General features: G+C 65.5%; 22 protein-coding genes. 6 read left to right on the top strand and 16 right to left on the bottom strand.

The features are described 5' to 3' along the window. Window positions 1-15 precede the first annotated feature (15 nt). The 14 genes from ACEN9K_RS07310 to ACEN9K_RS07245 all read right to left on the bottom strand — a co-directional run bounded on the left by ACEN9K_RS07310 (window position 16) and on the right by ACEN9K_RS07245 (window position 14768). Complete coding sequence (locus ACEN9K_RS07310; RefSeq protein ID WP_018770201.1) at window positions 16-1152, bottom strand: adenosine deaminase; 1137 nt, start codon at window positions 1150-1152, stop codon at window positions 16-18. A gap of 53 nt (window positions 1153-1205) precedes the next feature. Continuing rightward, window positions 1206-1931 carry a DedA family protein gene (locus tag ACEN9K_RS07305; protein WP_018770202.1) on the bottom strand — a complete coding sequence of 242 codons (726 nt, stop codon included), beginning with the start codon at window positions 1929-1931 and terminating at the stop codon, window positions 1206-1208. A 134-nt stretch (window positions 1932-2065) separates the two neighbouring features. After that, a complete protein-coding gene (locus ACEN9K_RS07300) occupies window positions 2066-2695 on the bottom strand; it encodes a DedA family protein (protein ID WP_018770203.1) in 630 nt (209 codons plus the stop codon). A 6-nt stretch (window positions 2696-2701) separates the two neighbouring features. Beyond that, complete coding sequence (locus ACEN9K_RS07295; RefSeq protein ID WP_018770204.1) at window positions 2702-4018, bottom strand: thymidine phosphorylase; 1317 nt, start codon at window positions 4016-4018, stop codon at window positions 2702-2704. Beyond that, on the bottom strand, window positions 4015-4422 hold the full coding sequence (locus ACEN9K_RS07290; RefSeq protein ID WP_018770205.1) for a cytidine deaminase: 408 nt from the start codon (window positions 4420-4422) through the stop codon (window positions 4015-4017). The genes ACEN9K_RS07295 and ACEN9K_RS07290 overlap by 4 nt, the downstream gene beginning before the upstream one ends. Window positions 4423-4427: 5 nt before the next feature. Continuing rightward, entirely contained in the window at window positions 4428-5753 is a 1326-nt protein-coding gene (locus ACEN9K_RS07285; protein WP_018770206.1) for an ABC transporter permease, read from the bottom strand. Beyond that, complete coding sequence (locus tag ACEN9K_RS07280) at window positions 5750-7144, bottom strand: ABC transporter permease (protein WP_018770207.1); 1395 nt, start codon at window positions 7142-7144, stop codon at window positions 5750-5752. The genes ACEN9K_RS07285 and ACEN9K_RS07280 overlap by 4 nt, the downstream gene beginning before the upstream one ends. Then, window positions 7137-8708: an ABC transporter ATP-binding protein gene (locus ACEN9K_RS07275; protein ID WP_018770208.1), complete on the bottom strand. Its 1572-nt coding sequence runs from the start codon at window positions 8706-8708 to the stop codon at window positions 7137-7139. Before ACEN9K_RS07275 ends, ACEN9K_RS07280 begins: the two co-directional genes overlap by 8 nt. A 179-nt stretch (window positions 8709-8887) precedes the next feature. Further along, entirely contained in the window at window positions 8888-9997 is a 1110-nt protein-coding gene (locus ACEN9K_RS07270; RefSeq protein ID WP_018770209.1) for a BMP family lipoprotein, read from the bottom strand. A gap of 254 nt (window positions 9998-10251) precedes the next feature. Beyond that, window positions 10252-11268, bottom strand: coding sequence for an NADP-dependent oxidoreductase (locus ACEN9K_RS07265; protein ID WP_495635477.1), 1017 nt, complete (start codon window positions 11266-11268; stop codon window positions 10252-10254). Continuing rightward, window positions 11265-11696, bottom strand: coding sequence for an organic hydroperoxide resistance protein (locus ACEN9K_RS07260; RefSeq protein ID WP_134164562.1), 432 nt, complete (start codon window positions 11694-11696; stop codon window positions 11265-11267). The genes ACEN9K_RS07265 and ACEN9K_RS07260 overlap by 4 nt, the downstream gene beginning before the upstream one ends. A 42-nt stretch (window positions 11697-11738) precedes the next feature. Continuing rightward, entirely contained in the window at window positions 11739-12173 is a 435-nt protein-coding gene (locus ACEN9K_RS07255; protein ID WP_268002801.1) for a MarR family winged helix-turn-helix transcriptional regulator, read from the bottom strand. A 144-nt stretch (window positions 12174-12317) separates the two neighbouring features. Further along, entirely contained in the window at window positions 12318-13535 is a 1218-nt protein-coding gene (locus ACEN9K_RS07250; protein ID WP_018770213.1) for an amidohydrolase, read from the bottom strand. Between the two features lie 99 nt (window positions 13536-13634). After that, on the bottom strand, window positions 13635-14768 hold the full coding sequence (locus ACEN9K_RS07245) for a mannose-1-phosphate guanylyltransferase (protein WP_134164563.1): 1134 nt from the start codon (window positions 14766-14768) through the stop codon (window positions 13635-13637). Between the two features lie 276 nt (window positions 14769-15044). Between ACEN9K_RS07245 and sdhC the strand changes: the two genes are divergently transcribed. From sdhC to ACEN9K_RS07220, 5 genes are all read left to right on the top strand, one after another. Continuing rightward, a complete protein-coding gene (gene sdhC / locus ACEN9K_RS07240) occupies window positions 15045-15425 on the top strand; it encodes a succinate dehydrogenase, cytochrome b556 subunit (RefSeq protein ID WP_081620212.1) in 381 nt (126 codons plus the stop codon). Window positions 15426-15428: 3 nt separating this feature from the next. Continuing rightward, window positions 15429-15890: a succinate dehydrogenase hydrophobic membrane anchor subunit gene (locus ACEN9K_RS07235; RefSeq protein WP_018770216.1), complete on the top strand. Its 462-nt coding sequence runs from the start codon at window positions 15429-15431 to the stop codon at window positions 15888-15890. Window positions 15891-15998: 108 nt separating this feature from the next. Beyond that, on the top strand, window positions 15999-17798 hold the full coding sequence (sdhA, locus tag ACEN9K_RS07230; RefSeq protein WP_018770217.1) for a succinate dehydrogenase flavoprotein subunit: 1800 nt from the start codon (window positions 15999-16001) through the stop codon (window positions 17796-17798). A 1-nt stretch (window position 17799) separates the two neighbouring features. Then, entirely contained in the window at window positions 17800-18582 is a 783-nt protein-coding gene (locus ACEN9K_RS07225; protein ID WP_134164564.1) for a succinate dehydrogenase iron-sulfur subunit, read from the top strand. A 90-nt stretch (window positions 18583-18672) separates the two neighbouring features. Continuing rightward, the gene (locus tag ACEN9K_RS07220) at window positions 18673-19446 is read left to right on the top strand and encodes an alpha/beta hydrolase family protein (RefSeq protein ID WP_018770219.1); all 774 of its coding nucleotides are present in this window, start codon (window positions 18673-18675) and stop codon (window positions 19444-19446) included. Between the two features lie 25 nt (window positions 19447-19471). Here ACEN9K_RS07220 and ACEN9K_RS07215 read toward each other — a convergent pair whose 3' ends face one another. After that, window positions 19472-20773, bottom strand: coding sequence for an ABC transporter substrate-binding protein (locus tag ACEN9K_RS07215; protein WP_134164565.1), 1302 nt, complete (start codon window positions 20771-20773; stop codon window positions 19472-19474). Between the two features lie 304 nt (window positions 20774-21077). Between ACEN9K_RS07215 and ACEN9K_RS07210 the strand changes: the two genes are divergently transcribed. After that, window positions 21078-23366 (top strand): hypothetical protein, encoded by a 2289-nt coding sequence (locus ACEN9K_RS07210; protein ID WP_495635476.1) that lies wholly within the window; start codon window positions 21078-21080, stop codon window positions 23364-23366. A gap of 45 nt (window positions 23367-23411) precedes the next feature. Here ACEN9K_RS07210 and ACEN9K_RS07205 read toward each other — a convergent pair whose 3' ends face one another. Next, window positions 23412-24383: a YihY/virulence factor BrkB family protein gene (locus tag ACEN9K_RS07205; protein WP_186447786.1), complete on the bottom strand. Its 972-nt coding sequence runs from the start codon at window positions 24381-24383 to the stop codon at window positions 23412-23414. Window positions 24384-24393: the final 10 nt, after the last annotated feature.

Raw genomic sequence — 24393 nt, 5'->3', positions numbered from 1 at the left:
CCGACGGGCGCCTGGTCAGCCAAGGTTGGCGTAGGCGTCGTTGATGTATTCCACCAGCGCTTCCTTTTCCTCCAGGGGCAGGAAGGACGCTTCGGCGGCATTGAGGGTCAGCTCCAGCAGGTCGTCGAGGTCATAGTCGAAGGTTTCCACCAGCAGGTTGAACTCGTCGGTCAGGGTGACGCCGCTCATCAGGCGGTTGTCCGTGTTGATGGTGACGTTGAAGCCCAGCTGGTAGAGCATGTCCAGCGGGTGGCTCTCGATGCCCTCACCGAATTCTGCAATCGCGCCGGTCTGGAGGTTTGAGGACGGGCAGATTTCCAGGGCGATGCCGCGGTCGCGGATCCAGCTGGAGAGGTCCCCGAGGGTGACCAGGCCAACGGTGTCCCCGGCTTCCCCGTCGTCGTCGAATTCCACCATGATGTCCTCGGCGATCCGGACGCCGTGGCCCAGGCGGAGGGCGCGGCCGTCCACCAGCGCGGACTGGATGCTCTCCAGCCCGGCCGCCTCGCCGGCGTGAACCGTGGCAGGGAAATTGTGCTGGGCCAGGTAGGTGAAGGCGTCCCTGAAGCGGCTGGGCAGGAAACCGTCCTCGGCCCCGGCGATGTCAAAACCCACTGCGCCCTTGTTGCGGTGGCGGACGGCCAGTTCGGCGATCTCCTGGCCACGGTCGGCGTGCCGCATGGCGGTGATCAGCTGGCCCACCTGGATTTCGCGGCCACTTTCGGACACGGCTTCGACGCCGGCCTCCAGGCCATCCTGAACCGCTTCCACGGCTTCATCAAGGCTCAGGCCCTTCTGGAGGTGCTGCTCGGGGGCCCAACGCACTTCGCCGTACACCACGCCGTCGTCGGCGAGGTCCTCAACGAACTCCTTCGCGACGCGGAACAGACCGTCGTAGGTCTGCATCACGGCAACGGTGTGGTCGAACGTCTCCAGGTAGCGGACCAGGGATCCGGAATCCGCTGACTCCCGGAACCACTGCCCCAGGGCCACCGGGTCGGTCGAGGGGAGCGTGTGGCCTACGGCCTCCGCCAGTTCGATGATGGTGGCCGGACGGAGTCCTCCGTCCAGGTGGTCGTGAAGGGAAACCTTGGGCAGGCTCTTCAGGTCAAAATCGATGGCAGGGGCAGCGTCAACAATAGGCTCAGTCACGTTCCCACCTTAGGGTGGGCCAGAGTTCAAAGCCAGCCGTTCAAAGCCCGGCGCTACTTGGCCGCGGGACCGGCCTCTGCCGACGGCATTACAAGGGCCTGGGTGCCGGGTCGTCCCTCGTGGCCGGAGCCGGAGGTTTCATCGCTCCACCCGTCCGCGTCAGGTGCGTCGTTCCGGCCCAGCCGTTTGTGCCACCAGCGCAGCAGGTGGTCAATGACGATGCCCAGGACAATCGCGAACACGACGGCGATACCCGCGCTCAGCAGTGGGTTGTGGTGCAGCCAGGGGAACGAGCTGGCCAGCACGCCGATGCCAAGGGAGTAGCCCACCCAGGTGACGCAGGCGAAGGCGTCGAAGACGAAGAACCTGCGGTGCGAGAAGCCGGTGCTGCCGGCGACGTAGTTGACCGCCACCCGGCCCCAGGGGATGTAGCGGGCGGTGAAGATCAGTACGGCACCCCGCTTTTCAAGCTCATACCGCGCCCAGGCGAAGACCTTCCGGACTTTGGGCCGGCGCATCCACCCCCACCGGTCCAGGCCAATCTTCCGGCCGAGCATATAGGCCATGTTGTCGCCGCAGATGGCGCCGACCAGGGCCGTCAAGCCCAGGATCCAAAGATTGGGCTCGCCGCTGTGACGGGAAAAAGCCGCCAGCGCAACGATCAGCGTCTCACTGGGGACCACCATGGCGAAGCCGTCCACGAAGAAGAACACCAACAGGACGGGGTAAATCCACCATTGGCCCGCTGCATGGAGCACGGCCTCATTAATAAACTCCACGCGGTGTTGCTCCTGTATAAAAAATGACACAGCCAAAGTGCCGCAGCCAAAGCGGAAATCGTTCCTAAGTGTCCCATGCGGGAGCCGCAATGCGCTACGCCCCGAAGCCCGGAATTACAGGTTAAACGCGCCGGTCAGGCACCGGGTTCCCGGATCCGCTCCACGACGTTGGGTTTGCCCCGGAATTTGTTGATTACCAGGTCCACCACAATGCCCAGGGCCACGGCGCACACGATGGCGATTGCCGCGCCCAGGAGGTGGTTGTCCTCGAACCACTGGCCGAAGAAAAGCCCGATCGCCACCGAGTAGCCGGCCCAGAGGCTGGCCGACAGGATGGTCAGGCCCACGAACCGAAGATGCGGGTAGTGGGTGACGCCGGCGGTCAGGTTGACCGCCACCCGCCCGATAGGGACAAAGCGGGCCACCAGGATCAGCGAGGCGGGACGCTTCCGCAGTTCGCGGCCCGCCCAGCGGAACGCGCTTTGCATCCGCGGGCCGCGCATCCAGGCCCAGCGCCCGGTGCCCACCCGCCGGCCCAGGAGGTAGGCGATGTTGTCACCGGAGAAGGCACCGGCGGCCGCCACCAGGGCCAGGAGCAGCGGGTTGGGCACATCGGCGGTGGCGGCGACGGCTGCAAGGCCCACCACCACGGATTCGCTGGGGACAGGCGGGAAGAAGCCGTCAATGATGCAGCAGGCCAGCACCAGTACCAGCACCCAGGGCTGCCCGGCTGCGGCGAGGATGAAGTCATTGATGGCCTGCATTGGTGCCTATGCTATGCGGTCGATGATGAGCTGCTGGGCAGGCCGCGAACCTTCCGGAGCGATGACCACGGCATGTTCAAGGGCTTCCCTGGCCCGCGCGAACCGCTCAGGGGTGTCCGTGAGCAGGGTCATCAGGGGTTCCCCGGCGCGCACTGTGGCGCCGGGCTTTGCGTGCATGCGCACTCCCGCCCCCGCCTGGACCGCATCCTCCTTGCGGGCACGTCCGGCGCCCAACCGCCAGGCGGCCACCCCTACGGCGAGTGCATCCAGTTCCACCAGCACACCGTCCGCCGGAGCGTAAACGACGTCGGATTCCCTGGCCACCGGCAGCGCGGCCCGGGGGTCGCCTCCCTGGGCGGCGATCATCCGGTTCCAGACGTCCATGGCCCGGCCGTCCTTGAGGGCAGCAGCGGGGTCGGCGTCATGCACTCCTGCGCAGGCGAGCATTTCCTCGGCGAGCCGGACGGTCAGTTCCACAACGTCATCGGGACCGCCGCCCGCCAGCACCTCCACTGATTCCTCCACCTCGATGGCGTTGCCGGCGGTGAGCCCCAGCGGGGTGTTCATGTTGGTCAGCAGCGCCACCGTGTTGACCCCCGCATCCTTGCCCAGCGCCACCATGGTCCCGGCGAGTTCGCGGGCTTTGGCCTCGTCTTTCATGAACGCGCCGCTGCCCACCTTAACGTCCAGGACCAGCGAGCCGGTGCCCTCGGCGATCTTCTTGCTCATGATGGACGACGCGATCAGCGGGATGGCCTCCACGGTGCCGGTCACGTCGCGCAGGGCGTAGAGCTTCTTGTCCGCCGGCGCCAGGCCCGCTCCGGCGGCGCAGATCACAGCCCCCACGTCCTGGAGCTGGGCCAGGATCTCGTCATTGGAGAGGTTGGCCCGCCACCCGGGAATGGATTCCAGCTTGTCCAGGGTTCCGCCGGTGTGCCCCAGACCACGGCCTGACAGCTGCGGAACGGCCACGCCGAACACTGCGACGAGCGGGGCCAGCGGCAGGGTGATCTTGTCCCCCACACCGCCCGTTGAATGCTTGTCCGTGGTGTACTTCAGGCCGCCATCGGGGCGCCGGAGGCTGGAGAAATCCATCCGTTCGCCGGAGGCAATCATTGCGGCGGTCCACCGGGCAATTTCGGCACGGTCCATGCCGTTGAGCAGAATGGCCATGTTGAGGGCTGCCATCTGTTCATCCGCGATCGCTCCGCGGGTGTAGGCATCGATGGTCCAGTCGATCTGTTCGGGGCTCAGCGTTCCCTTGTCCCGCTTGGTGCGGATGATGTCAACGGCGTCGAACGCCTCAGTCCTGCTCTCGGTCACCGGGTCTCCTCCAGGTGTTCGGGACCAAAGGCGTCGGGCAGCACCTGGTCCATGGTTTTGATGCCCTGGGCAGTCATGAGCTGCATATCCGGGGCGCGGAATTCGTACAACAGCTGCCGGCACCGGCCGCAGGGCATGAGGATGTTCCCCGCCCCGTCAACGCAGTAGAACGCTCGGAGCAGGCCGCCGCCGGTCATGTGCAGGTTTCCCACCAGGGCGCATTCCGCGCAGAGCGTCAGCCCGTAGCTGGCGTTCTCCACGTTGCAGCCGCTGACAATCCGGCCATCCCCGGTCAGGGCCGCGGCTCCCACCGGGAACTTCGAGTACGGGGCGTAGGCGTTCTTCATGGCGGCGACTGCGGCCGCCTCCAGGGCGGCCCAGTCCACCGGCTGCGTGCCGGCCATGGCTGTCATCCCTTGACGTAGGGGATGCCGCTGGCGGCCGGGCCCCTGGATTTGCCTACCAGGCCGGCGACGGCGAGGACGGTCACCAGGTAGGGCAGCATGGCCATGAACTGGCTGGGCACCGGGGTGCCGATGATGGTCACGATGCTCTGCAGGTTGTCGGCGAAACCGAACAGGAGTGCCGCGAAGAAGGCGCCCACCGGGTTCCAGCGGCCAAAGATGAGGGCGGCCAGCGCGATGAAGCCGCGGCCGCCGGAAATCTCCTTGGTGAAGCTGTCGATCGCTACCAGGGTGAAGAAGGAGCCGCCAATTCCGGCGACGGCACCGCCCAGGGTCACGTTCCAGAACCGCGTGGCGTTGACGTTGATGCCAAGGGTGTCTGCGGCTTGGGGGTGCTCCCCCACTGCCCGGACGCGCAGGCCCCACCTGGTCTTGAACAGGCCTACCCAAACCACCGCGACGGCCACATACATGAGGTAGCCCACCAGCGACTGCCGGAACAGGATGGGGCCGATGATGGGGATGCTGGAGAGGATGGGGATGTCGATGACGTCCAGCCCCGGCGGTGAGTTGAACTGGGCTTTGTTGGCCTGCATCACGGTGCTGAAGAGGAAGCCCGTCACCCCGGAGACCAGGACGTTCAGGACGACGCCAACGATGATCTGGTTCACCAGGTACTTGATGCTGAACAGCGCCAGGACCATGGACACGACCGCCCCGGCAATGGCCGCGGCCAGCAGCCCGATGAAGGCGTTCTTTGTCATGCTGGCAACGATGGCTGCGGTGAATGCGCCGCCCAGGAGCTGTCCTTCAATGGCGATGTTGACCACGCCCACCCGCTCGCACAGGACACCGGACAATGAACCGAACACGAGCGGAACCGCAAGCGTGACGGACCCGGCGATGAGCCCCGCCAGCGAGATGGCGGGGGTGCGGGCCCCGCCCACCACCCAAATAAGGAAGGCCGCCACGAAGATCACGATGAAGGTGACCGCCAACCAGCCCGGAGCCGGCTGGTTCTTGGTCTTCAGGTAGACGGCGTATCCTGCCAGCGCCATGAGCACTACCGACAGTACGATGCCGCCGGCAAACGCATTGATCTCCAATGCAGGCAGCTGGAAGAAGTCGCCGCCGGTGGAGATGCCAAAGCTGGCCGTCTGGCTGGGCGCCAGGAATCCGAAGAACACCAGGGAGACCAGGGCGAAGACAGCGAGCAGGACGGGAGTCTTCCAGCTGACGGGTTTGCCGGCCGGCGCTGCGGAAGGGGCGTCCGCCTTGGGCCCTCCGGGCTGGGGTTTGCCCGGCCTGGACGATGAAACTGTTGTGCTCATGCGGCACCTCCGGTAGTGGCTGCCTGCCCGGACTTGGCTGCGCGCGCGGGCTTCCTGCGCCGCGGGTTCAGTCCAAAGACGGCCCGCACCAGCGGCGGCGCGGCAATGAAAAGGACAATCAGGGACTGGACCACCAGGACGATGTCGATGGGGGTGCCGGTCTGGATCTGCATCTGGACCGCCCCGGCGCGGAAGGCGCCGAACAGCAGGCCGGCAGCGAAGGTGCCCCACGGCGTCGAACGTCCCAGCAAGGCGACCGTGATGGCGTCAAAGCCGTACGTGGCGGCGACTCCGTCCGTGAGCACCTTCTCCGTGCCCGCGACCTGGGCCACGCCTGACATGCCTGCGAGCCCGCCGGCGATGGCCATGACCAGGATGGTGGAGCGGGAGACGTTGATGCCGGCGGTCTGGGCTGCCTTGGGGTTGGCGCCCACGGCACGGAACTCGAAGCCCACCGTGGACCGGTTGAGGAGCCACCACACCAGGACTGTGGCCGCGATGGCCAGAATGAAGCCCAGGTGCAGCCGGTACTGGCTGCCCAGGATCTGGGGGTAGACAGCGCTGGGATCCAGGATGGGCGAAATGGGGTTCGACTCCCCCGGCCGCTGGAACGCCGGGGTATTCAGCAGGTAGCGCAGGAAGTACAGCGCGATGTAGTTGAACATAATGGTCAGGATGACTTCGTGGGCTCCGGTGCGGGCCTTCAGCAGGCCGGCGAGGCCGCCCCAGAGGGCGCCGCCAATGATGCCGGCCACCAGCACCAGCAGCAGGTGCAGGCCGAACGGCAGGTGCAGGGCGAAGCCCACCCAGGCCGCCAGGATGCCGGCCACGATGATCTGCCCCTGGGCGCCGATGTTGAAGAGCCCGGCCCGGAACGCCAGCGCCACGCCCAGGCCGGCCGTGATGAGCGGCGTGGCGATGGTGAGGGTCTCCATGAAGGGTGCGAACTGTGCGGCCAGCCCATTGCCGCGGGGGTTGAACACCGAGCCTTGGAACAGCGCTATGTAGGAGCGCGTGGCAGCATTCCATACGGCCGTCAGCATGTCGGTGGGCCGGGCGAAGAAGTAGCCGGCGGTGGTGGCCACCTGCTTGTCGGTGCTCGCGATGAGCATGCCGCCAATGATCAGCGCCAGCAGCACTGCCAGCACGGACACCATGCCGCTTCCGGTGAAGATCCTGCGCAGGACGGTGTCGGAGCCGCCGGGAAGCAGTCCGCTTTGGGCCGTGGCTGGAACAGCCGAGGGCTGCATCGCCCCGCCGGCGGTGTCGACGGCCACTACTGCGGCCGATTCCTCCGCAGCATCCTGGCCGGCGGCAGACCCGGCGCCGGGCTGTTCGTTGTCGACGTGCCGGCTTTCGTCTGCGTGTTTGGGGGAAGGCTGGTCAGGCATGGTCGGCTCCCTCGGCGTTGGAGGTGGCGGCCGGGGTGCCGGCCTGCGGGGTGTGTGCGTGTTCTTCCGGCGGGATGCCAGCCATCATGAGGCCAAGGACGTCCCGGCTGGTTCCGGCGGGGACAGTGCCCACCAGCTTGCCTTTGTAGAGCACCGCAATGCGGTCCGCCAGTTCCATGACTTCGTCCAGTTCGGTGGAAATGATCATCACCGGGGTCCCTTGGTCACGCTCCGCGACAATCCGCCGGTGCAGGAACTCGATGGAACCCACGTCCACGCCGCGGGTGGGCTGGGAGGCGATGAACAGGCGCAGTGGACGGGAAAGTTCGCGGGCCATCACAAGTTTTTGCTGGTTGCCGCCGGACAGGGTCCCGGCGGCGGCTGCGGCGGAGGGTGTGCGGACATCGAATTCGCCGATGCGCGCCTTGGCATTCTCCATGATTTTCGCAGGGCTCATGCTGATCCCCTTGGCGAAGGGCGGCTTGTCATAAAGATCAAGGATCAGGTTCTCCGCCACGGAGAAGGTGCCCACCAGCCCGTCCACCTTGCGGTCTTCGGGAACGAACCCGACGCCGGCCTGCAGGACTTCCTTGACGGACCGGCCCACGAGCTCCTTGCCGTCCAGGACAATGGAACCGGTGACCCGCTCCTGCAGGCCCAGGATCGCTTCGGTGAGTTCGGTTTGCCCGTTGCCCTGGACGCCGGCAACGGCCAGGATCTCGCCGCGCTTGATGTGGAAGCTGAGATGGTCCACGACGTGCTGGCCGTTGGGCGCGATGACGGTGAGGTCGCGGACTTCGAAGGTGGTGTCCTTGGGCTGGGCCGGAGCCTTGTCCAGGGTCAGGCTTACGGCACGGCCCACCATCATCGAGGCAAGTTCGGTGGTGGAGGCGGCGGGATCGGCCGTGCCCACTACCTTGCCCCGCCGGATCACGGTGATGGTGTCCGAGACTTCCTTGACCTCGCGGAGCTTGTGCGAAATGAAGACGATGGAGGTTCCGCGCGACTTCAGCTGGCGCATGATATCCAGGAGCTCGTCGGTCTCCTGCGGAGTCAGCACGGCGGTGGGCTCATCCAGGATCAGCACCTTGGCGTTGCGGACCAGTGCCTTGATGATCTCCACCCGTTGCTGCACGCCCACCGGCAGGTCCTCCACCAGGGCGTCCGGGTCCACATCGAAGCCGTATTGGTCCGAGATTTCCTTGATGCGCTGCCGGGTCTGGTCCAGGTTGAGGAACCCGGCCGCCTTGGTGGGTTCGGCGCCCAGCGCAACATTCTCTGCCACGGTGAAGACCGGCACCAGCATGAAGTGCTGGTGCACCATGCCGATCCCTGCCGCCATTGCATCGCCCGGGCCCCGGAACGTGACGGGCTTGTCATCGATGAGGATTTCGCCTTCGGAAGGCTCATACAGCCCGTAGAGCACATTCATCAGGGTGGATTTCCCCGCCCCGTTTTCACCAAGGAGGCAGTGGATCTGTCCCGGCTCAACCACCACGTCTATGTGGTCGTTGGCCAGGAGCGTGCCAAAACGTTTGGTGATCCCTCTGAGTTCAAGTTTCAAAACTCTGACCAATCTCGAAGCGTCCGGTGATCGACCGGACGGGATATATGGCTGCAGCACCAGCCTAGTGGCTGCAGTCCCGGGAGGAGCCGGCCGGGCGCTGTAAACGTTCGGCCAGCAAAAAGCGCCACCGGCCGGCCAGTGGGTGACGGACCGGCGGTGGCGCTTCCTGTGGTGGATCAGGCCTTGGGGCTGGCTGCGGACTCGACCTTCAGCTTGCCGTCGACGATGTCCTTCTTGATCTTCTCGAGGTCGGACTTCACGTCGGCGGGGACCTGGGAGTCGAGGTCGTGGAAGGGTGCCAGCTGCACGCCGTCGTTGGCAAGGGTGCCAACGTACGGGGTGTTGTTGAACTTGCCGTCCTTGTCCTCGGTGACAACGGTCTCCACGGCCTCGCCCATCTGCTTCATGACAGAGGAGAGCATGATGCCCTTGTAGTCCGGGGCGGTGAGGTAGCCGTCCGAGTCAACCCAGATCAGCTTGACGTCCTTGCCGGCAGCCTTGGCCTCGTTAAGCGCGGCTCCGGCGCCCTTGCCCACGGGACCGGCCACGGGCATGACGATGTCCGCACCCTGGTCCAGGAAGTTCTTGGTCAGCTGCTTGCCCACGTCCTGCTTTTCGAAGTCGCCGGTGAAGCTGCCGTCCTGGGCATCCTTGTTCCAGCCGAGCAGCTTGACGTTCTTGCCCTTCTGCTGGTTGTAGTACTTCACGCCGTCGGCGTAGCCGTCCATGAAGATGGTCACGGTGGGGATCTTGATGCCGCCGAAGGTGGCCACGGTGCCGGTCTTGGTGGTTCCTGCAGCCAGGTAGCCGGCGAGGAAGGCCGCCTGCGCGGTGTCGTAGATGATCGGCTTGACGTTGCTGATGGGCTTGTCGTAGCCAAAGTCGATGATGGCGAAGTGCTTGTCCGGGTTGGCGGTGGCCTGGGCCTTGGTGGCGTCGCCGAGCAGGAAGCCCACCGTGATGGTCAGGTTGCAGCCGGCCGTGACCATGGCCCGCAGGTTGGGTTCGAAGTCGTTATTGGTCTTCGACTCGATCTGGTTGACCTTGATGCCAAGGTCCTTCTCGGTCTTCTTCAGGCCCTCGTAGGAGGACTGGTTGAAGGACTGGTCGTCGAATCCACCGGAGTCCGACACGATGCAGCCCGTGTAGTCGCTGGCACCTGCGGATGAGGTGCTTCCGGCTTCGGGGGCTGCACCGCAGGCGGTGAGCACAAGCGCGGACGCACCGAGGGTGGCCACTCCGGCCATTGAACCGCGCTTGAAGCTGGCACGCAGTGATTTCTTCAATTTTCCTCCAGGGATGATGCGAGTGGCGCTACGGGCTGGAATTCAATGAGTGTCCGTTTCGGCGCTGAAATTCTGTTTTCACTGAAGGCACGCAGCACTGCGCCGGAGCGCACTGATGGCACTTACTTTAGTGGTCTGCGCCACGTCCCCATAGCACGCCAGGAGCCCATCCGGGAGATTGTTTACAAGTTGTTACCAAGCAGTAGGGACACCGCGGATGCGGTGTCCCTACTGCTTGTGCGTGATGGTGGCGGCTACAGCCGGACGAGCATTTTCCCGGTGTTTGCACCGTCCAGGAGGTCCATGAAGGCCTGCGGCGCGTTCTCCAGTCCGTCAACGATGGTCTCGTCGTAGCGCACGGTCCCGTCCGCCAGCCAGCCGGCCATCTTCTCCGCAAACTCCGCCGCGTGCTGGCGCTGCCCGCCCACCAGGAAGCCCCGGAGGGTGAGCTGCTTCCCGATAGCCTGCATCAGGTTGTGGGGTGCAGGAGTGGGTTCGGTTGAGTTGTACTGCGCGATGGCGCCGCACATTGCCACCCGGCCGCCCACGTTGAGGACCGACAGGGCTGCCTCGAGGTGCTCGCCGCCCACATTGTCGAAGTAGACGTCAATGCCGGCCGGGCCGGCCGCCTTTTCCAGTTGCCCGACAACGGGACCGTCATGATAGTCGAACGCGGCGTCGAAACCGAGCTCCAGGAGCCGGGCCACCTTGGCGGGCGAGCCGGCCGAGCCGATGACCCGGGAGGCGCCCATGGCTTTGGCGATCTGTCCCACCAGCGAGCCCACGGCACCCGCCGCGCCCGAAACGAACACGGCGTCGCCCGGCTTGAATTCGGCAACCTTCAACAGACCGGTGTAGGCCGTCAGCCCGGTCATGCCCAGGGCACCCAGGAAAGCGGACGCCGGGGCCAGGTCAGTGCGGGCGGGGGTGGCAGAAGCGCCGTCGACCACCGCATACTCGCGCCAGCCAAGCGGATGCACGACGACGTCGCCCTCCTGGTGTGCGGACGACCGGGACGCCATCACCTCGCCCACCGCCCCGCCGTCGAGCGCCTTGCCCACGGCGAAGGGCGCCGAGTAGGACTTGACGTCATTCATCCTGCCCCGCATGTACGGGTCTACGGAGATGAAGAGGTTCCGCACCAGGATCTGGCCGTCTTTGAGTGCGGGCAGCGGAGAATCGGCAAGTTCGAAGTTCTCATTGGACGGGCGTCCCTCGGGACGCGAAGCCAACCGGATTTCGCGGGTGGTGGTTGCAAGGGCTGTGCTCATGCTGCGTACTCCAGGATCTTGAGGTCGACGTTGATGTTGCCGCGGGTGGCGTTGGAATAGGGGCAGACCTGGTGCGCCTTGGCCACAAGGTCTTCCGCCGTGGCGAGGTCCAGGGCGGGCAGGGCGATTTCCAGTTCGGCGGCCAGCCCGAAGCCGGCTCCGCCGTCCAGCTGCCCCAGGTGGATTTTCGCTGCCACTGCCGAGTCCGTCAGGTCAGCGCCTGCCTTGCGGCCGACCAGGCGCAGTGCGGAATGGAAGCAGGCGGCATACCCGGCGGCGAAAAGCTGTTCGGGGTTGGTGCCGTGGCCGCTGCCGCCGAGTTCGACCGGGCTGGCGAGATCCACTGCGAGCCTGCCGTCGTTGCTGCGTGCAGCGCCGTCGCGCCCTTCGCCCGAGGCCAGCGCCTCGGCGGTGTAGAGAGTCTTCACGAAAAAAATCCGTCCTGTAGATGGGAGGTGCAGTATTCGGGTTCACAGCGATTCATGCAGGGCAGCCGTGAGCTTGCCCAGAGTGGTCCGCAGCTGTTCGAGTTCGTCCAGCGAAAGTCCTGCGGCATCGGCCAGCCGCTGCGGAATGGCGCTGGCCGCGCCGCTGAGGTTCCGCCCGGCATCCGTCAGGTAGATGGCGACGCGGCGTTCGTCCTCGCCGGACCGCCGCCGTTCCACCAGCCCCAGGGCTTCCAGGCGCTTAAGGAGCGGCGAGAGGGTGCCGGAGTCGAGGCCAAGTTCCCCGCCGAGTTCCTTCACGCCCCGGGGTTCGCTTTCCCACAGGACCAGCATCACCAGGTACTGCGGGTAGGTGAGCCCCAGTTGGTCCAGCACGGGCCGGTAGACGGCGGTGGCGGCACGGGAAGCTGAGTACAGGGCAAAACAAACTTGCCGGTCCAGGCGGGGTGCTTCGGTCATACAGAAACGATAGCCCACAATTAAGTTGTGCACAACTTACTGCAGGTGGGGCAGCCCCTGTTGCGCCGCCGTCGGCATGCGAACGACGGCGGCAGGGCACCTTTCCGGCCGGGCTCTGCCAGGCGCGCCCCCAGGCCAAAGAGGTTACGGAAGCGGTGCCTGCTCGAGGTCCCGGATGGTCCGCAGCGCCGCTGCGGTGAGGACCCGGATGCCCAGGCCAAGGGCGCGCTCGTCCAGGATGTAATCGCCGCGGTGGAGGTCGTAGTCCTCACCGCCCGGCGTCTTGGTGCCCAGGCGCATCATGGCTCCCGGCAGTTCCGCCAGGAACCAGGCAAAATCCTCGCCGCCCATGGACTGCGGCGTCAGCACCACGGCGCTCTCGCCGATTTCGGCCCGGGCGGCAGCTTCGATGATGGCTGTCTCGTGTTCCGAGTTCACCACCGGCGGCACTCCCCTGGTGTGCTCCAGGTGGACGTCCACGCCGTACGGTGCGGCCACCTGGTGGACCACTTCGTCAAGGAGTTCGCCGGCAGCGTGCCAGGCGTCGCGGTCCAGGCAGCGCATGGTCCCGGCCATGTAGCCGCTGCCGGGAATCGCATTGGGTGCCGAGCCTGCGGTGATCTGGCCCCACACCACGGAGACGCCGCTGCGGACGTCCACCCGGCGGGACAGCACGGCCGGTACGTTCACGGCGATCTGGGCCAGCGCGAACACCAGATCCTCGGTGAGGTGCGGGCGCGACGTGTGGCCGCCACGGCCGGAGAGTTCGATCCGGATGGTGTCCGAAGCCGAGGTAATGGCACCAATCCGCGTTCCCACCTTGCCCACCTCAATCCGGGGGTCGCAATGCAGGGCCAGGATCCGGGGGACGCCCTCCAGGACGCCCTGTTCGATGCAGGCGTGCGCGCCGCCGGGCATCGTTTCCTCGGCAGGCTGGAAGATGATCCGGACGGTGGCCCCGAGGGGTGCCTCCTGGTGCATCCGGTTCAATACCAGGGCGATGCCCAGCATGGTGGTGGTGTGCACGTCATGGCCACAGGCGTGCGTGACGCCGTGATTCTTCGACGCGAACGGCAGGCCCGTCTCCTCGATGATGGGCAGGGCGTCAATGTCGCCGCGCAGCGCCGTGGCGATGGGACCTTCGCCCACGTCCACGGTCAGCCCGGTGCCTTCCAGGCGGCGGGGACTTAGGCCGGCGGCTTCGAGCCGCTCGGCAAGCTTGTCCGTGGTGCGGAACTCCTTGAAGGACAGCTCCGGGTGCGCATGCAGGTCCCGCCGGAATTCGATCAGTTCCGGCAAAAGCGGTTCGAGCCAGGGAGCCACCAGGGCGGTGGGCTCGGCTTCAGTAGTGTAGTTGCGCACTGTTTCACTCTAGCGAGGGTGCCGGCTTTAGTGCCCATTCACTGACGCCTCATTACATTCCGGAGACTGCCGGCACCGGTGGCGCCGGCAGGTTCCGGGTCAGAGGACGTCCGTGTCGCCGCTTGCCTTAAGTGCGTCGACGGCAGCCTTGACGCGCTGGGAATTGGCCATGGTGGTCACCAGCAAAGCGTCCGGGGTATCCACGATGACCACGTCCTGGATGCCGATCAGGGCGATCACGCGCTTGGTGTCGGTAACCACAACGCCGCTTGAGTTCTCGGTGAACACGCGGGCACCTTCGCCGAGGACGGTGACGTCGTCCACTTCCTTGGCACTGTTGAGGCGGCCAACGGAGGCGAAGTCGCCAACATCGTCCCAGCGGAAAGTTCCGGGAACGACGGCGACGTCCCCGGCTTCGGCGGCGGGCTCGGCCACTGCGTAGTCGATGGCGATCTTCGGCAGGGTGGGCCAGATGCGTGCCGTGACCTCGTCGCGCTGGGGGGTGTCCCACGCCCGGGCGATTTCCTGCAGCCCCTGGAACAGTTCGGGCTGGTTCGCCTCAAGGTGCTTGAGCATCAACGCCACCGGTGCCACGAACATGCCGGCGTTCCACACGTAGTCGCCACTGTCCACGTACTGCTGGGCCACCACTTCGTCCGGCTTTTCGACGAACTCCACCACGTCGTGGGCGCTGGGCGCGCCTTCAATGTGCAGGGCCTTGCCGGAGCGGATGTAGCCGAAGCCGGTGGACGGGTGCGTGGGCTTGATGCCGATGGTGACGATCTTGCCGGTGGCAGCGGTGTGGATGGCTTCGCGGACGGCCTGCTGGAACAGATCATCCGGGCTGATCACCTGGTCGGCTGCGAAGGAACCCATGATGGTGTCGGGATCGCGCTCGTGCAGGATCGCCGCCGCAAGGCCGATGGCGGCAGCGGAGTCCTTTGGCTCCGACTCGAGGACAAGGTCGGCGTCCTGCACCTCGGGCAGCTGGCGGCATACGGCGTCGCGGTGCGCCCGGCCGGTCACCACCAGCATTCGGTTGCCCGCCAAAGGGTGCAGCCGGTCATAGGTGGCGCGCAGCAACGTGCTGCCCGATCCCGTGAGATCGTGAAGGAACTTGGGAGCTGCTGCACGTGACAGGGGCCAGAGGCGGGTCCCCACTCCGCCTGCCGGAATCACCGCGATGAAGCGGTCAAGGGGTGAAGCCGGGCTTGTCACTTTGTCTGTACTCATCACGGCTACTTTAGCGGAACGGCCCCAACCGGCTCCTTTGGCGACACATCAGACCTGTGTTTTGCGGCGCCGTCGTACCCAAAAGCCTGCAGGGATGTGGCGTTCGTCTCATTTCCCCGGAAAATCCGCTCCAGTACTGGGCACCAAGAATCTCCGAAATTGAATAAGCTGTTAGCGGAGCCTAGATTTAGGCCTGAGCTACGAGTGCTCTCGCAGCAGGCGTTCCCCCCGCATGGATCTCATGCCAGCGCCGCTGTGTTGCAGGGAGGTTTATCAGTGCCGACAAAACCAGCTGGCACCTTGTACCGCGGCCGTGAAGGCATGTGGTCCTGGGTAGGACACCGCATTACCGGTGTAGTGATCTTTTTCTTCTTGTTGGTCCACGTCCTGGACACCTCCTTGGTGCGTGTGTCACCGGAGGCCTACACCGCTGTGATCGGCGCCTACAAGAACCCCCTGATGGCGCTGGGCGAGACCGGCCTTGTTGCCGCGATCGTGTTCCACGCCTTCAACGGCCTGCGGATCATTGCGGTCGACTTCTGGAAGAAGGGCGCAAAGTACCAGCGGCAGATGCTGTGGGCAGTCCTGGCCCTTTGGGTCGTGACCATGGTCGCCTTCTCCATCCGCCACCTGTCCCTCGCCCTCGGAGGTCACTAAGCCATGACTGCAACGATCGAGAGCCCCCGCAGCGGGCGGATCGCCCCCCAGTACCGCCGCAGCAGCGGCTCACGGGGCAACTTCGAGATGATCGCCTGGCTGTTCATGCGTCTCTCCGGCGTAGTACTGGTGGTCCTCATCTTCGGCCACCTGTTCGTGAACCTCATGGTGGGCGAAGGCATCCACGCCATTGACTTCGGCTTCGTGGCCGGCAAGTGGGCAGACCCGTTCTGGCAGTTCTGGGACCTGGCCATGCTCTGGCTGGCAATGCTGCACGGCACCAACGGCGTCCGGACCATCATCAACGACTACGCAGAGAAGACGTCCACCCGCCGCTGGCTGAAGACCGTCCTCTACGCGGCCGCCGTCGTCATCATCCTCCTCGGCACGCTGGTCATCTTCACCTTCAACCCGTGCCCCGTGGTGAACGGCGTTGCCCTTCCGGGTGGATTCTGCCCTGCCTAGAACTGGCACAACCCCGGGCCCGCGGGCTTTTCCGCGGGCCCTGTTTTGCGGAGCAGGCAAAGCCGCCCCGTTGTTTTATAGCGAATTTTGAGAGAAAGAGCGTCTGGTATGCAGGTCCATAAGTACGACGTCGTCATCGTCGGTGCCGGTGGCGCTGGCATGCGCGCCGCGATCGAGTCCGGTCAGCGCGCGCGCACAGCAGTACTGACCAAGCTCTACCCCACCCGCTCGCACACAGGTGCGGCCCAGGGTGGCATGTGCGCAGCCCTTGCCAATGTCGAGGAAGACAACTGGGAATGGCACACGTTCGACACCGTCAAGGGCGGCGACTACCTGGTTGACCAGGACGCCGCGGAGGTCATGGCCAAGGAAGCCATCGACGCCGTGCTGGACCTGGAAAAGATGGGCCTGCCCTTCAACCGCACCCCCGAGGGCCGCATCGACCAGCGGCGCTTCGGTGGCCACACCCGCGACCACGGCAAGGCTCCGGTCCGCCGTGCATGCTACGCCGCGGACCGCACCGGCCACATGATCCTGCAGACCCTGTACCAAAACTGCGTCAAGCACAACGTTGAGTTCTACAACGAGTACTACGTTTTGGACCTGCTGACGGTCGAAGAGGATGCTGTCCGCGAAGACGGGACGCCCTACAAGCAGAAGCGCGTGGCCGGCGTCGTCTCCTACGATCTCGCCTCCGGTGAACTGCACGTGTTCCAGGCCAAGTCCGTGGTGTTCGCCTCCGGTGGCGCCGGCAAGGTCTTCAAGACCACGTCCAACGCCCACACCCTGACCGGTGACGGCATGGGCATCGCCTTCCGCCGCGGCATCCCCCTGGAGGACATGGAGTTCTTCCAGTTCCACCCCACCGGCCTGGCCGGGCTGGGCATCCTGCTGTCCGAGGCCGCCCGCGGTGAAGGTGCCATCCTCCGCAACTCGGAGGGTGAGCGCTTCATGGAGCGCTACGCCCCCACCATCAAGGACCTGGCACCGCGCGACATCGTGGCCCGCTCCATGGCCAACGAAGTCCGCGAAGGCCGCGGCTGCGGCCCGAACAAGGACTACGTCCTCCTGGACCTGACCCACCTGGAGCCGGCGCACATCGATGCGAAGCTGCCGGACATCACCGAGTTCGCCCGCACCTACCTGGGCGTGGAACCGTACACCGAGCCGGTGCCCGTGTTCCCCACCGCGCACTACGCGATGGGCGGCATCCCCACGAACATCGAAACCGAAGTGCTCCAGGACAACGACACCGTGGTCCCCGGGCTCTACGCCGCCGGCGAGGTGGCCTGCGTGTCCGTCCACGGTTCCAACCGCCTGGGCACCAACTCGCTCCTGGACATCAACGTGTTCGGCAAGCGTGCCGGCATCGCTGCCGCGGAATACGCCAAGACCGCCCAGTTCGTGGAACTGCCGGAGAACCCGCTGGCCTACACCACCGAACTGCTGGACATTGCCCGCAACGGCACCGGCGACGAAAAGGTGGCGCAGATCCGCAAGGAACTGCAGGACACGATGGACGCCAACATGCAGGTATTCCGTACGGCGGACACCCTGAACCAGGTGCTGCGCGACATCGCATCCTTCGAGGAGCGGTACAAGCGCATCAACGTCCAGGACAAGGGCAAGCGCTTCAACCTGGACCTGCTCGAGGCCGTTGAGCTCGGCTTCCTGCTGGAACTGGCCAAGGTCATGACCGTGGCCGCCCTGCACCGTGAGGAATCCCGCGGCGGACACTTCCGCGAGGACTTCCCCGAGCGTGACGACGAGAAATTCATGAAGCACTCCATGGCGTACAAGGATGACCATGCGCCGGCTGACGGATCGGCGGAGTCAATCGCCGGTATCCGCCTCGCCACCAAGCCGGTTGTCTTTACCCGCTACGAGCCGATGGTGAGGAAGTACTAAGATGACCGCTGAAATCGCTGAGCCAGCCTCAAAGGTTGAACTTCCTGCCGGCGTTGGCGGGGGCGGGGAAATCCCCACGTTCGACGTCCACATGCGGGTCCGCAGGTACAACCCGGAGGTTTCCGAGGAAGCCACCTGGGATGATTTCCACCTGACCATGTACGGCACGGACCGTGTCCTGGATGCCCTGCACAAGGTGAAGTGGGAGATGGACGGCACCCTGTCCTTCCGCCGCTCCTGCGCCCACGGTGTGTGCGGCTCTGACGCCATGCGCATCAACGGCCGCAACCGCCTTGCCTGCAAAACGCTGCTGAAGGACCTGGACACGTCCAAGCCCATCACCGTGGAGCCCATCAAGGGTCTGCCGGTGGAGAAGGACCTGATCGTGGACATGGAGCCCTTCTTCCAGTCGTACCGCGAAGTCATGCCCTTCCTGATCAACAAGGGCCACGAGCCCACCCGGGAACGCCTCCAGTCCGCGGAGGACCGGGAGCGCTTTGACGACACCACCAAGTGCATCCTCTGCGCCGCGTGCACGTCCTCCTGCCCCGTGTTCTGGACGGATGGGCAGTACTTCGGCCCCGCCGCGATCGTCAACGCACACCGCTTCATCTTCGATTCCCGTGATGATGCCGGCGACATGCGCCTGGAGATCCTCAACGACAAGGAAGGCGTGTGGCGCTGCCGCACCACCTTCAACTGCTCCGAGGCATGCCCCCGCGGCATCCAGGTCACGCAGGCCATTGCGGAAGTCAAGCAGGCCATCCTGGCCCGCAAGATCTAGGCTCGTTCACCAACAGATATAACGGCCGACGGCGTCGCTCACCACACGTGGTGGGGGCGCCGTCGTCGTTTCAGCAGAAAGGGGTCCTCCTTGTCCCGCTCCGAAAAAGTGTCCTTTGCCGGTTCCACCGGCGAGATGCTGTCCGGCATCATTGACGTCCCGGAGGGCCCCGTCAAGGGCTGGGGTGTCTTCTCGCACGGTTTCACGCTGGGCAAGGACAGCCCCTCCGCAGCGCGGATGTGCAAGGCGCTGGCGGACAGCGGCATCGGCATGCTTCGTTTCGACAACCTGGGCCTGGGCGGCTCCGCCGGGGAATGGTCCGCGGGCTCCTTCAGTCACAAGGTGGCAGACACGGTGAAGGCCGCGGAGTTCATGCGCAGTCAGGGCAAGGAGATCTCCCTGCTGGTGGGCCACTCGTTCGGCGGCGCCGCGGTTCTTGCCGCAGCGCGGGAGATTCCGGAGCTCGACGCCGTTGCCACCGTGGGAGCGCCCTTTTCCCCCAAGCATGTGGCCCACGTTTTCGATGCCGCGCTGGACAGGATCCTGAGCGAGGGCAGCGCCGAAGTTGACCTCGGAGGCAAGCGGGTGGAGATCCGCCGGCACTTCGTGGAGGACCTGGAGAACGCGGACCTGACGGACTGCATCAAGCAGCTGCACAAGCCCCTGATGGTGCTGCACTCCCCCACCGACAACACCGTGGGAATCGAGAATGCCAGCACCATCTTCCAGACGGCCAGGCATCCGAGGAACTTCGTGTCCCTTGAGGGCAGCGACCACCTGCTCACCGGCAAGGGCCAGGCCGCACGGGCGGCCAGGATCATCGCCGCCTGGGCGGACCAGTACCTCGACGCCGCACCTGCCTGACCCTCCCCGGCCAGTTTGGCCGGCCCTACTTGCCGATAGCCGCCTTGCTCTCGCTGATCCACTGTTCGGCTGCCTTGTCCGGCGTGACCCGCTTGAAAAGGACGTCCGTGTTGATCCGGGCGGTGATCTCCGAGACGGCGGTTGACCCGGTGGGGCCGATGTACGTTGGGGCGAAATCCATCTTGCCGATCTGGTTGATGTACTCCGCCTCCACCTTGCCCTGAGGGGTGAGCATGTCCTGGATGGCGGCGCGCATGTCGGAGTTGCCAGGGATGCCCCGGTCGCTCTGGATGATCCTGGCCGCGGCCGGGTTGTTGACCAGGAAGTTCACGAGCTTGGCGGCAGCGTCCGTGTGCTTGCTGCGTGCGGAGATGGTGTAGAACTGCGAGGACTGCAGCCAAATCCCCGGGGTGGGCTTCTCCCCCGGTAGCTTGAGCAGTTTCAGGTCTGCGCCGGAGGCTTTGCTGAGGGCGGTCAGCGAATTGCTCCACGTGAGCATCATTGCGGCCTTGCCCATGCCCATGAGGGTCTGCTCAGTGCTGACATTGAGCTTCTCCACCGTCTCCGAAGCACTCGGAGCGGCACCGGATTCACTAAGCTTCAGCGAGTAGTGGAAGTAGTCCTGCACCGTTTGCTTGCCCAGTCCCAGCTGTCCGTCCTGGGTGTACAGGGATTCGCCGCGCTGGCGGGCGAAGGCGTCCAGGGAGTCATGGGTGAGCACGGTTGCAGTTCCGTAGGTGCCCTGGGGGCTCTTGGCGGTGATGTCACCGGCAATCCTGGCGAAGTCGTCCCAGCTCCAGCTGCTGTCATCTGGCAGCGGAACCCCTGCCGCCGCGAAGACGGCGGGATTGGCCACAATGGCCAGTGCGTTGGCGCCGGTGGAAACGCCGTACTGTTTGCCCTTGACCTGTCCGTTTTCCAGGGCGCCCTGGTCGATCCTTGACAGGTCCAGTGAGCCCTGCACCGTGGTCAGGTCCAGCAACGCGCCGCGGTTTGCGTATTCGGCGGGGTAGGCGCCCCCCATGGTGATGACATCCGGCGCGTCGTTGGCGGCCATCTGGGTTGCGAGCTTGTCGAAGTAGCCGCTGATGTCGCCATATTCCGGCTTGACCTTGATGTTGGGGTTGGCGGCCTCAAACTCAGCAATGGCCTTGTTGGTCAGCTCGGCCCGGCCGGCATTGCCCCACCAGGAAAAGCGGATCTCCACGGGCCCGTCCCCGGCCTTGTTGGACGACGGGCTGGAACAGCCGGCCGTCACGGCCAGGAGGGCTGCGGCTGAGAGGACGGCAAGGGATTTACGGATTGTTCCGGTAGCAGGGCGCGTCATTGGGCAAGCTTCTTCCTTGGTGAGAAGGGTGGGTGAGCGAGAGAAAGCGGTTTCGTGAAACGTATCAACGGCGGGTAAAGCCCGTCAATAGGATCCCGTCATGGTTTCCGTACCGGTTATCGACCTGGAGTTCTCGGTGCACGATTTCACATGGCGGCCCCTTGACAGCGCTGTGGAACCCGCCAAGGATGGAATCGCCAGAAACCGCTTTCTCCCCGGTGCCGCGTTTCCGGGGAGGCGCGCTGGCCATGCCCGGACATTTCGCGGCATCAGTCACCACACACCTGTAAGGAGGGCGTGCACCGTGCACAGCCACGCCAGCACCGTACGGCCGGAGGCCACGACCACGTCCCACCGGCGGCACAAGCAGATTGACAGGAAGGCGCTGGTCCGGCGGCACAACGTTCGTCAGCAAAGTCTTGATCCGCGAAGCCCTGTCTCAGTGGGCAACGGGGAGTTTGCCTTCACCATGGACCTCACGGGCCTTCAAAGCCTGCCAGCCGAGTACCCCGTGGGGCCCCGTGAGGACTCGCTTCCCCCGGGAACGCTGCTGGGCACCCAATCCACCTGGGGCTGGCACTCCATGCCTGGCGGCGATCGTTACAGCCTGGCAGGTTCCACGGTCCTCTACGACTCCCCACGTGGTCCGGTGCCGTACGTGGACATGGTGGGGGACATCGTCAATGACCGCGAGACAGGCACCTCAACGGCCGAAGCATGGCTGCGGGCAAACCCGCACCGCCTGGATCTGGGACGCATCGGTTTCCAGCTGCTGCAGGACGGAACCAGCCGGCCCATCAGCAGCAGCGAGCTTTCCCACGCCAGCCAGATTCTTGATCTTTGGACGGGCATCGTCACCAGCACCTTCGCCATCGCCGGCCACCAGGCCACGGTCACCACAGCCTGCCATCCGGACCGCGACGAACTAGGCATTCGGGTGGAGTCACCCGCGCTGGGTGACGGCCTGGTGATCGGCATCGACTTCCCGTACGGCTCCGAGGCGTGGCACAACGGCGCCGGGTGGGATCTGCCGGGCGCCCACACCACCATCCTCAACGGACCGCAACCTGCAGTGTCCCATGCAGGGGCCAGCAGCTGGACGGTGGACCGCGAACTGGACAACGCGCGCTACCGCGTGGTGATCACCGGCCAAGGCCTGGTCGTGGAACAGACCGGGGCGCACCACCTGCGCATACGGCCGGATGTCCACTCGAGCACCGAGGCGCTGGACCTGTCCATTGAGTTCATATCCGCCGCGGACGGGGACTGTATCCCCCGGGGCGGTGCGGGCCTTTCCAGAGTGGCAGGCAAGGCGGGCGTTGGCCGCCATGCGGGTCCCGCCGTCGGGCCTTCCCCTTCAGCGCCGTCGGTTCCCAGCGCAAACCAGCCCGGCAGCAACGTTGCAGCCGCCTCCATGGACCGTTGGCCCAGGTTCTGGTCGTCCGGAGGTGCCATCGAGCTGGCTGCCACGCCGGACCCACGGGCCAGGGAGCTCGAACGCCGGATTGTCCTCTCCCAGTACCTGACGGCCGTCAACTGCTCCGGATCGCTGCCGCCGCAGGAAACAGGCCTGGTGTGCAGCTCGTGGCGCGGCCGCTTCCACCTGGAGATGCATTGGTGGCACGCCGCCCATTTTGCGCACTGGAACCGGACGGAGCTCCTCCTCCCCTCCCTGCGCTGGTACTCAACGGTGCTGGAAACGTCGCGGGAAACCGCCCGGGCGCAGGGCTTCGACGGCGCCCGCTGGCCCAAGCAGGTAGGCCCGGACGGCAGGGAGAGCCCCAGCCCGATCGGGACGTTCCTGATTTGGCAGCAGCCGCATCCCATCCATTTGGCCGAGCTGCTGTACCGGGCCAATCCGGGCCCTGACGTGCTGGAGGAGTTCGCTGACATCGTGTTCGAAACCGCCGCGTTCATGGCGGGCTTCGCTCATCGCACCCCGAGGGGTTTCGAACTTGGGCCGCCGCTCATACCCGCACAGGAGAGCTATGGGTCCATGCGGGCGAAGATCAAAAACCCGACGTTCGAACTCGCTTACTGGCAGTGGGGCCTCAGGACTGCCGCCGCCTGGCGGGAACGGTTGGGCCTCGAGCCCGTTGCATGCTGGCAGGAGGTTGCTGACGGGATGGTGCGCCCGCGCGTAGTCGACGGCGTCTATGCGGCAATGGACGTGGAGCCCTTCACCATCAGGACGGACCATCCCTCGATGCTCTGCGCACTGGGCGTCCTGCCGCTGACAGACCTGATCGATGAGGCAGTCATGCGGGCCACCCTTGAGGATGTCCTGGCCGACTGGGACTGGACCACCACATGGGGGTGGGACTACCCGGTGATGGCGATGACCGCTGCCCGGCTCGGGGACCCGGAGTACGCCGTCGACGCGCTCCTGCAGGAGGCCGGTAAGAACACAGTCCTGACGAACGGTCACAACCGGCAGACGGACTCCTTGCCGTTGTACCTTCCAGGCAACGGGGGGCTCCTTGCCGCGGCCGCGCTGATGGCTGCCGGCTGGGACCACGGCCCGGACCGCCACGCTCCGGGCTTTCCGCCCGGCTGGACCGTTGCGTGGGAAGGTCTGGTGCCGGCCCTCTGACGTCGCTGTGCTGGAGGGCCGGACAATTCTACGGCCGGGCGCGCGTCAGGTTTGGGGCGTGGTTCGGCGTGCGCCGAGGATCGTCTTGCGCGGAGGAGCGTCCGACTCCAGGTCCGCTTCACGGACGGCTGCCCATCCTGCCGAGACAAGGTAGACCTGGCTGACGAGGTTGAACCAGATGAGCAGGCCGATGATGATGGCAAACGGCGCCAGGATGGGATTGCGGCTGGCCCCGCCAAGAAGTTCAGTGCTGAAGATCTGCAGTATGGTGGTGCCCACGGCGGCCAGGACGGTGCCTTCGACCAGTGCCTGGCGGGACAGCTTGAGCCCCGCGGCCAACCGGAACATGATCAGCGCCGTGACCCAGTTCAGGACCAGCGGGACGACGATTTTGACGGAGGTGGTCAGCGGGCCGGCCAAGGCGTCGCTGAGGTGCAGGAAGTCCGCTACCCAACCCGCCAGCGTGCCGAACACCAGCGATGCACCGCCGCTGATCACCAGGGCCACGCCCAGCAGCAGCAGGGTTCCGGCGTCGCGCAGCTTCATCACGATGGGATTGACGATCAGCGGCGGCAGCTGCAGGACGCCGCGCAGGCCGTCCCGGAGGCCGTTGATCCAACCGAGTGATGTGACCACTGTTACCAGCGCACCGATGACCGCGGTCCAGCCGAGGCCGTTGGGATCCAGCATGTCCTTGGGGTCCACCAGCCCCGGTCCGCCGTTGACTTTCAGTAGGCCCGGTGCGCTGGCGGCCACGCTGCCGATAACGGTGTCCAGCAGCGCCGGCTGGCCGCTGAGGACCAGCCCGGCGATGGAGAAGCCGGTGGCCAGCAGGCCTGTGACGGAGAAAAACATGTTGAAGCCGATGCCGGCGCTCATCAGCGGCCCGTAGTGGAGGGTGTAGTGCCGGAAGGCGCGCATGGGGCGCAGGACGTTCAGGCGGGCGGTGAGCCACTGAACCAAGGCCATCAGGGCACCGAATTTTTTGCCGGACCTGCGCGCCCGGTTCCATTCCATCCGCTTTTGG

It is taken from the genome of Pseudarthrobacter sp. Pseusp20 (assembly GCF_059492155.1).
This window is presented reverse-complemented; position numbering and strand designations above follow the sequence as displayed.